Annotated in this window: 5 protein-coding genes and 1 pseudogene; 2 read left to right on the plus strand and 4 right to left on the minus strand. The window is 39.4% G+C overall.

What is annotated here, in order from left to right:
• Positions 1 to 429 precede the first annotated feature (429 nt).
• Positions 430 to 1443, minus strand: coding sequence for a glutamine synthetase beta-grasp domain-containing protein (locus ACTHJT_RS03540; protein ID WP_440236404.1), 1014 nt, complete (start codon positions 1441 to 1443; stop codon positions 430 to 432).
• Positions 1444 to 1689: 246 nt separating this feature from the next.
• Positions 1690 to 3864 (minus strand): glutamine synthetase III family protein, encoded by a 2175-nt coding sequence (locus ACTHJT_RS03545; protein WP_440236405.1) that lies wholly within the window; start codon positions 3862 to 3864, stop codon positions 1690 to 1692.
• A 315-nt stretch (positions 3865 to 4179) separates the two neighbouring features.
• Between ACTHJT_RS03545 and ACTHJT_RS03550 the strand changes: the two genes are divergently transcribed.
• Together ACTHJT_RS03550 and mtaB are read left to right on the plus strand one after the other, a co-directional pair.
• Positions 4180 to 5937 (plus strand): LTA synthase family protein, encoded by a 1758-nt coding sequence (locus tag ACTHJT_RS03550; protein ID WP_440236406.1) that lies wholly within the window; start codon positions 4180 to 4182, stop codon positions 5935 to 5937.
• A gap of 53 nt (positions 5938 to 5990) precedes the next feature.
• Positions 5991 to 7310 (plus strand): tRNA (N(6)-L-threonylcarbamoyladenosine(37)-C(2))-methylthiotransferase MtaB, encoded by a 1320-nt coding sequence (mtaB, locus tag ACTHJT_RS03555; RefSeq protein ID WP_440236407.1) that lies wholly within the window; start codon positions 5991 to 5993, stop codon positions 7308 to 7310.
• Positions 7311 to 7388: 78 nt separating this feature from the next.
• Here the strand turns inward: mtaB and ACTHJT_RS03560 are convergent, their stop codons facing one another.
• Positions 7389 to 9194 (minus strand): glycosyltransferase, encoded by a 1806-nt coding sequence (locus tag ACTHJT_RS03560; RefSeq protein ID WP_440236408.1) that lies wholly within the window; start codon positions 9192 to 9194, stop codon positions 7389 to 7391.
• A gap of 14 nt (positions 9195 to 9208) precedes the next feature.
• Positions 9209 to 9650: pseudogene (locus tag ACTHJT_RS03565) on the minus strand (metallophosphoesterase family protein); the annotation flags it as partial.

Here is a 9650-nt window from a genome sequence, read left to right on the forward strand (position 1 = left end):
TTATCCCAAAAAGGCTGGACGATAAAATTTCGTCCATGGAGTTTAATTCATAGTGAAAATTTTGAGACGAAAAGAGAAGCTATGAAAAGAGAGCAGGAATTAAAATCGAGCAGAGGCCGGGCTTTTATCCGTGGATTCATACCCGTCAGCTGACGGACTCGGGTTCGAGTCCCGATTTCGCTACATAACCCTTAGTTTGAAAAGCTAAGGTTTTTTTTATAAGATATTCATTTTTATATGTTTCATTTTTTATGATTTAGCTATGTATACAGCTGTTATTTATTTGTAGAATTTCATCTGAAAAAGTAAGTGACCAAACCGTGTCGATCTATTCATTTAAATATCTTTCATCAGAATATTCACCTCTGTACAACAAAAAAAGTCCCCCGAATTATCGGGGGACTTTTCATTTGCTTTATATCAATCAGATTAAGCCTTAACAGACTTAACTGTTTTGATGATACGTGCAGCCACTTTGTATGGATCTGCAGCAGAGTTCGGACGACGATCTTCCAGGTAACCTTTCCAGCCTTTTTGAGGAACAAGAACAGGAATACGGATAGATGCACCACGGTCAGATACACCGTAGCTGAAATCATGGATACTTGCAGTTTCGTGCTTACCAGTCAAACGTAAGTGGTTATCTGCACCGTATACTTCGATGTGTTCTTTAACTACCGGACGGAATGCTTCGCATACTTTATCGAAGATTTCTTTGCTTCCAGCAGTTCTTAATAATGTGTTAGAGAAGTTCGCGTGCATACCTGAACCATTCCAGTCAAGGTTTCCAAGCGGCTTACAGTGCCAGTTTACAGATACACCGTATTTCTCACCGATTCTTTCCAGTAGGTAACGACCTAACCAGATTTCATCACCAGCACGTTTAGCACCTTTAGCGAAGATCTGGAACTCCCACTGACCTGCAGCAACCTCAGCGTTGATACCTTCAACGTTAAGACCAGCGTCAAGGCAAGCATCCAAATGCTCCTCAATGATCTCACGACCGAATGCATTCTGAGCACCTACTGAACAATAGTAAGGTCCTTGCGGTCTTGGATATCCGCCAGCAGGGAAACCTAACGGCATGTTAGTAGTTGTGTCATATAAGAAATATTCCTGCTCGAAACCGAACCAGAAATCGTTATCATCATCTTCAATTGTTGCACGGCCGTTTGTAGCGTGTGGAGTACCATCAGCGTTAAGTACTTCGCACATTACCAGGTAGCCGTTCTTTCTTTGAGGGTCCGGACAAATAAATACTGGTTTTAATAAACAGTCAGAAGAACCACCTGGTGCTTGTTCTGTAGAAGAACCGTCAAATGACCAGTTGCTGCAATCTTCTAATTTACCACTAAAATTATCTTCAATTTTAGTTTTGCTACGTAAGCTTTGAGTTGGTTTGTAACCATCAAGCCAGATGTACTCTAATTTTGCCTTTGCCATCGAAAATCAACTTGTTTATAGATAATTAATATGAATTGTAAATACTGTGATGCAAATTTAAGCCTCTATTTGAAAAAAACTAATGTTTTTGACCATAAGTCCCATCTGTTTTTGAACATTTTTGGGAAAAATCTTTCATTTCAAGTCTTTTATTATTTATAACCTATTTTATATTAAATAAATACAATTAAAAAGGCATTTCTATAAGATAATGCCTTTTTAAAATTGGAACAATGCTACTAAGATCTATCGAAGGAAGAGCAATTCGCGATACTTGGGTAATGGCCACATCTCATCATCAATAATGAGTTCAAGCTTATCAACCGCATAGCGGATGGTTTCAAAATAAGGCTTAACTTTGTTGCAATATGCCTTTGCTTTTTCCGGCATATCATCAATGATATTCGCCTTTTTGCGTTCTTCAGTCATCGCATCAACATCTGTTTGAATAGTGTTAATGTGCTTAGAGATTTCCTTTATAATTTCAATAATAGGTTTTGCCTCTTTTTCCAAACCAATATCTTTTAATCCTTTCACATTTGTGATCAGTTTATTTTGATATTCAATGGCCGTAGGAATAATGTGATTGATAGATAAATCCCCAATTACACGACCTTCGATCTGAATTTTTTTAATATAATTTTCCTGCATGATTTCATAGCGTGCTTCCAGTTCACGTTCCGAATAAATCCCATGCTTTTCAAATAATTTTTTAACCTTTGGAGTGATCCAGAAGTCAAGGGCTTCAGGTGTGGTCACTACATTGTTTAAGCCTCTCTTGCCTGCTTCCTTCACCCATTCTTCGCTGTATCCGTTCCCTTCAAAACGAATTTTCTTAGATGCATGCGTATAATCACGCAATACGTTTGCAATGGCTACTTCTTTCTTTACACCTTTATCAATTTGTTTATCAACTTCAAGCTTGAACTGTACCAGTGTTTCTGCTACGATGGTATTTAACACGGTCATTGGTGATGCTGAATTGGCAGCGCTTCCCACAGCTCTGAATTCGAATTTATTGCCTGTAAATGCAAATGGTGATGTACGGTTTCTATCTGTATTATCAAGCAACAATTCAGGAATTTTATTGATACCTAATTTCATGTACATGTTATCACCTTTATCAATACGCACATTTCCATTTTTCTCAAGTTCATCCAATACTTCCGATAGTTGTGTACCAAGAAAAACAGAAATGATTGCCGGCGGAGCTTCATTTGCACCTAAGCGATGATCGTTACCTGCAGATGCAATGGAGGCGCGTAATAGATCAGCATAATCATGCACGGCCTTCACTACGTTTACAAGGAATGTAAGGAAGATCAGGTTCTCTTTCGGTTTGCTGCTTGGACTCAATAAATTCTTACCGAAATTTGTGCTTAACGCCCAGTTGTTATGTTTACCGCTACCGTTGATACCGGCAAATGGTTTTTCATGGAACAATACTTTCAAGCCGTGCTTCTCAGCAATCTTATGCATCAGGTCGCGGATCAACTGGTTGTGGTCGCAGGATAGATTACACTCTTCAAAGGTAGGTGCCATTTCGTACTGGCCCGGTGCTACTTCATTGTGACGGGTACGCGCAGGGATACCAAGCTTTAGGGCTTCAATTTCAAAGTCAATCATGAAATCATTTACTCTTGGCGGAATAGAACCAAAGTAGTGATCATCCAGCTGTTGCCCTCTTGACGGTGCATGGCCAAATACCGTACGGCCTGCCATTAAAAGATCCGGACGTGCATTGAACAGAGCTGCATCAACCAGGAAATACTCCTGCTCAGGTCCGAGGGTTGCAGTAACTTTCGTAATGTCTTTATCAAAAAACTGGCAAACTTCTGTTGCTGCTTTATCAACGGCGGCCAGTGATTTTAATAAGGGGGCTTTATTATCTAATGATTCACCTGTATAAGAAACAAAGATTGTTGGAATGCATAAAGTAGGTCCCATAATGAATGCCGGTGATGACGGATCCCAGGCTGTATAGCCACGTGCCTCAAATGTAGAACGGATACCACCGTTCGGGAAAGATGACGCATCCGGCTCCTGCTGAACCAGAGCACTCCCTTTAAATTTTTCAAGCGCCTTTCCGTTGTCGTCCAGGTCAAAGAACGAATCGTGTTTTTCTGCAGTAGCATCCGTTAATGGCTGAAACCAGTGTGTGTAGTGTGTAACACCTTTTTCCATAGCCCAGCATTTCATACCGGCAGCAACTGCATCCGCAGTAACAGCATCTATCTTCTCTCCTGTTTCGATCGCTGCCAGTACAACTTTTACAGCATCAGAAGAAATGTATCTTTTCATTGCATCTACGCCAAAAACGTTCTCTCCAAAGTAATCCGAAATTTTGCTGGATGGAGCAATAACTTTGATAGGCTGTCTATCATTCAGTGTTTCTAAAGCTTTAAAACGTAAATGGGCCATAATGAATATTGAACTATTTAAATGTTGAATTTTGATCCTAAAACTAAAAAAATAGCTTCGATTTTAAAGATATATGCTTCAATATTTATGAATAAATACAAAAAATCACGATAAATACGTAGAAGCGGGTAATTTTTTAAGGTTGATATTGAATGAATTCTCAGGCAGCTATGCTGAAAATTATTCATTTCTATCTATTTTTGGAATTGAATATATTAAGCTAACCGTTATACTCTTCTGAAAAAGATCTTATTATTCATTCTTCGGTATCTGTTCTATTGGATGACTTTTTTCTTCTTCGGAAGGCTTTTCTTTTTGGTTTATCATATAAAACCAATTTTAAGGCTACCTATCCAGGAAACGTTGCTGAGCTTTATTTATGGACTTACCTTAGATATTTCTTTTGCATCATATATTACCATCCTGCCTGCAGCCATCCTTCCGGTTCTTTTATTGATTAACATAAAAACAGAAAAAGTACAGAAATTATTGCGCTACTATACCTTGTTCTGGACAATCTTAATTGCATTTATATATACCCTGGATGCTGAACTTTTCTCATTCTGGGGATTTCGTTTGGACAATACCTTATTCAGATACACGGGTACTTTCAGTGAGATGCTTGGTTCTACGCTTTCTTCACCGTTGCTGATCTTGCTTCCTTTCTTTTTTATCTTCGCATACATATTTTATAAAGTGTATCTACGTTTTTTTCACGAAAAGAAATTTATAACAATACACTTTTGGCAATTACCGGTATCTCTTATTCTGGCTGCTGCGTTGGTCATTCCTATTCGCGGAGGGTTACAGCAGATTCCCAATAATGAAAGCGTAGCTTATTATTCCACCAGCAGCTTATTGAATCAGGCCGCACTGAATCCCCTATGGACACTGGCCCGTTCGGTAATTGAACAGAATGGCCCTGATCTTGCACGCTATCGTTTTTTTGATAGTAAAGATGCCGAAAAGTTGATGCATGCATCCCTACAGCAAACATTTGTGAACGATAGTATTTTAAAAAATAATCGTCCGAATATTATCCTGATTGTATGGGAAAGTTTAACAGCGAAGGTTGTCGATAGTCTTGTAACACCCAAGTTTACAGGTATGAAAAAAGATGGTATTTATTTTTCAAGCATGTATGCCAGTGGAGACCGCAGTGATAAAGGATTAGTCGCATTATTAAGCGCTTATCCCGCACAGCCGGATTATTCGATCATGACTGAACCCGGCAAGTCCAGAAGATTACCTTTCGTTACACAACAGCTGAGAGACGCCGGTTATAAAACAGGTTATATTTATGGCGGTGAACTGGAATTCGCAAACATGCGGTCTTATATGAACTACAATGGCTTTGACCAGATTATTGGCAAGTCTGATTTTCCTAAAGAAACCTGGGGAGCCAAATGGGGGGCACATGATGAGTTTACATTCAATAAATTATTTTCTCTGGCTGAAGAACAAAGCAGAAAGCCTGAACCATTCTTCTATACCTTATTTACATTAAGCAGCCATGAACCTTTTGATGTACCTGCCAAACCTGTAATTCCGGGAAATTCTAAAACGATACAGTTCCAGAATGCCCACCATTATACGGATTCATGCTTTAATGCTTTTATAAACAAAGCAAAAAAACAAGCCTGGTGGAATAATACCTGGATCATTGTTGTTGCAGATCATGGCCATGTTTTGCCTGGAAGTGAATACGCAAGTCACCAGCCTTCAGAATTTAAAATTCCGATGCTTTGGTTAGGAGGAGCAATAACCAGGCAAAAAGAAATCAGCAGCACATATTCGCAAATAAACCTGGCCCCTACCATTGCTGCATATCTGGGATTAAAACCTCGTGAATTCAAATTTTCTAATCCGATGAATCTGTCCGATACCAGCGTTTCCAGTGCCTGGTATTCGTTCAATGATGGTTTTGCCAGGGTTTCTTCAAACAGCCGGTATATGCTATACAACCTGAACAGTAAGAACATAAGTGAGCAAAAAGGCACATATACGGCAAAAGAAATTGAAGAATCACAAGCATTCCTGCAGGTTTTAATGGAGGATTTTTACCAGAAATAAGCTACCTTTGCAGAGTCATTAACAGCATCTATTCGGCTGTTAATCATAATCCCATGAAAAAAGTTGCTTTCTATACTTTAGGCTGTAAATTGAATTTTTCAGAAACATCCACCATCGGCAGAATGTTTTCTGACAATGGATATGAAAAAGTGGAGTTTCATGAAAAGGCTGATGTGTATATCATCAATACCTGTTCGGTTACAGACCATGCAGATAAAAAATGCAAGAAGGTTGTTAAAGAAGCACTTCGTTATTCTCCCGGTGCTTTTGTTGGAATCATTGGCTGTTACGCCCAATTGAAACCAGAAGAGATTGCGCAGATCCCGGGTGTTGATGCGGTATTGGGAGCATCAGAAAAATTTAAGCTATTTGAATTACTGGGCGATTTTAATAAGCAGGATAAAGCAAGCATATACACAAGTGATATTGCCAATGCTACTGATTACTATTGCTCCTACTCGGTAAACGATCGTACCAGAACGTTTTTAAAAGTTCAGGATGGTTGTGATTATTCATGCAGCTTCTGTACAATTCCTCTGGCGCGCGGTAACAGCCGCAGCGATACCATTGCAAACATTGTTAAAACAACCAAGGAGATTGCTGCGAAGGATGTTAAGGAAATTGTCCTGACAGGTGTTAACATTGGTGATTATGGAATCATTAATGGTGAACGCAGCACATCTTTTTTAGAATTAATAAAAGAGCTGGATAATATAGAAGGAATTGAACGTTTCAGAATTTCTTCCATTGAACCTAATCTGCTTACAGATGAAATCATTTCGTTTGTGGCAACGTCTAAACGCTTTGTTCCGCATTTCCATATTCCACTGCAATCGGGAAATAATAAGATCCTGAAATTAATGCGCCGTCGTTATCAGCGTGAATTGTATGCGGATCGTGTAGCTGCAATCAAAAAAATCATGCCGCATGCCTGCATCGGTGTAGATGTGATCGTTGGTTTTCCTGGTGAAACAGATGAAGATTTCAATGTTACCTATAATTTCCTGAATGAGCTGGATATTTCCTACCTGCATGTATTCAGTTACTCCGAACGTGCCAATACACTTGCTGCAACAATGAAAGGAAAACGTCCGAACAGAGACCGCAGTGAACGTAGCACGATGCTCAGGACGCTTTCAGAAAAGAAAAGAAGATTCTTCTATGAACAACATATAAGTGAAATTGCTGAAGTGTTATTTGAAGCCGAAGAAGAAAACGGCAGCATGTTTGGGTTCACAAACAATTATATAAAAGTTGTTACTCCATACGATCCGTTATGGGTGAATGAACTAAAGAAAGTAAAATTGAAAACCATCAACTCCGAAGGATTGGTTGAGATAGAACCAATTTGGGAAAAGATTGAAGTGAAATAGAATTATTAGGTTTATCACATAAAAAAAGAAAGGCTGAACAATCTGTTCAGCCTTTCTTTTTTTATGTGTGATATATCTTTATCTGATTGCCATTGAGAAAGCCAATCGGTGTGCTTTATCGTAATAGCTTCCCAAATTCTGCCAGTCAAAATGTTCAGAAGCGCTCTCCACTCTGTTACGCTGTGTAATACGGTCTCTGCGTGACAAGTGTACGAAATGATACATCTGATCTGCCAATTGCTGTGCAGCATCGTGATAGCTCTTATGGAAACGGTTTGTTACATAGATACCTTTATTCTCATTGTTTGGAATATTCTTTAATACATAATCTCCAAAGCCCGATAAATCCGAGGTAATGGCAGGTACACCGGAGGCCATACATTCAAGCGGCGTATAGCCCCATGGTTCATAGTAGCTCGGGAATACACCGAGGTGACAACCGCGTACGAACTGTCCGTACTCCATACCAAACAATGGATTGGTACTGGCAATGAAATCCGGATGGTAAACAACTTTTACTTTATCATGCTGATTGTTCACCATGTTTGACTGGCGGATGAAATTAAGAATTTCATCCTGACTATCATAAACAAGGTTATGGGTTACTACTTTAGGAAGTTCGTGCGATTTCCATGAAAGCAATGTTCTTCTCAAGCGAAGCTTCCAGTATTCGTCTACAAATTTATTCAGGTCAGGAAGTTTTAAGTCATCACTGGATGCAGATGCTTCAAATAATTTATCTCCTACCTGTTGTACAATCGCATCGCAATTGCTGCGTACTTCCTCCATCACGGCACGGGACTGTAATACCTGCGGGTTGATGGTGTGATACGGTTGTTTTGTAATGAAGAACATTACAACAGTAGTATCTGTATTTTCTTCTTTCAAACGCCAGTTTAAACGGGCAAGCGCTTCGAGGGTAATATCAAAACCTTTATTCTTATATTCATAACGGCCTGAAGTAAAGAAGTAAAGTGTTTTGTCCAGATCAAAGGTATAGCTTTGGAAAAAGTGACCGATAATAAATTCATGAATCTGGTCTTTATATTCTTTATGCAGGTTCTGAAATTCATGCAAGGCTGTAAAACGTTCGATGTTCAAACCGTTTGGTAAAACCATATCCGGCGTTCTGCCCAACAGCGATTCGCATTCGCGTGCAGTTACTTCACTTACTGTAGTAAACACATTTGCTCCGTGTGCTGCAGCACGTTCGATCTTTACTGCCGGTTCAATATTGAAGTTTACTGCTTCCTTGTTCCAGTCGTAATACGGCAGGTGATCGTAAAAATTAGGATCGTTCATGGCCAGGTAGCGGCCCAATAACGTAGCATGTGTAGTAAATACAATGGAAGTCTTTACATGTTCACGTCTCATTTCCGGAATAGCTGTACCAGTCATCCATTCATGGAAGTGTGAAACACATGGAACATCTCCTTTCACTTCGTCCAGCTGTTGGTGGAATACTTTGGCAAGATATCCGAAAGCGATTACCTGATTCAACAGATCATCACCATCCGGACTGGATATACCATGATTTTCCCAAAGCGTATATTTAATTTCTCCTAATTTATAGAATGCTGAAAAGTGATTGATCAATACAACTTTCGGCCGGCCGGAAACCAGCCAGTATCCATACTGAACTTCGTAGCCCAGGTCACGCATTTTTAATACTGCCTGTCCGAAAACATCATCGTAGTTGTTTATAGGTTCAAATTCTGCGATGGCTTTATTGTGGAAATAAGGCCCTACCAGACAATAGCGGTCCCCCCAAACTTCTGTCATGGTTGGTACTTTCGAACGGATTACAGTATAAATCCCTCCTACTTGATTACATACTTCCCAGGCAACTTCGGTTAATAAACAGTCAGAATAGTTAGTGTTCATTCTAATAATTGGAATTAAAAGTCAATATTTTGTTGTACGTATAAAGTTTTTGATTGAATTTCGAGTGCGAGTAAATTTCCTAAACCTTCGCGCTGACCTTTGAATACACATCCATTATCAAGACATATATGAAGATCTGCTGCAGCATTCCCGATCTGCTCTTCAATGGTTGTCAATGCAGTTGGTGTGTGTCCGTGAATGATTATTCTGCCTCCGGTTAATTGCGTATTTACTTCATAATCTCTGATCCACATCATTGAGTTATAATCTTTCAACGGGATTTCTGCTAAATGGTTTAAACCCGCATGAACGAATATATACCGCTCATCCTGAAAGTAATAAAAGGTATTGGTGATAAATTCATATACGTGGTACGGCACTGCGTTCTGATTTTTCAACCCATACGAACTTAATACTTCCCGGCCTCCGTTGTAAGATCGGAAGAGCGTCGTGTAG

It is taken from the genome of Cytophaga sp., from assembly GCF_051961495.1.
Lineage (GTDB): Bacteria > Bacteroidota > Bacteroidia > Cytophagales > Cytophagaceae > Cytophaga.

Coding starts and splice junctions, on each gene's coding strand:
- ACTHJT_RS03540 (WP_440236404.1), bottom strand. CDS start 1,443: ATGGCAAAGGCAAAATTAGAGTACATCTGGCTTGATGGTTACAAACCA.
- ACTHJT_RS03545 (WP_440236405.1), bottom strand. CDS start 3,864: ATGGCCCATTTACGTTTTAAAGCTTTAGAAACACTGAATGATAGACAG.
- mtaB (WP_440236407.1), top strand. CDS start 5,991: ATGAAAAAAGTTGCTTTCTATACTTTAGGCTGTAAATTGAATTTTTCA.
- ACTHJT_RS03560 (WP_440236408.1), bottom strand. CDS start 9,194: ATGAACACTAACTATTCTGACTGTTTATTAACCGAAGTTGCCTGGGAA.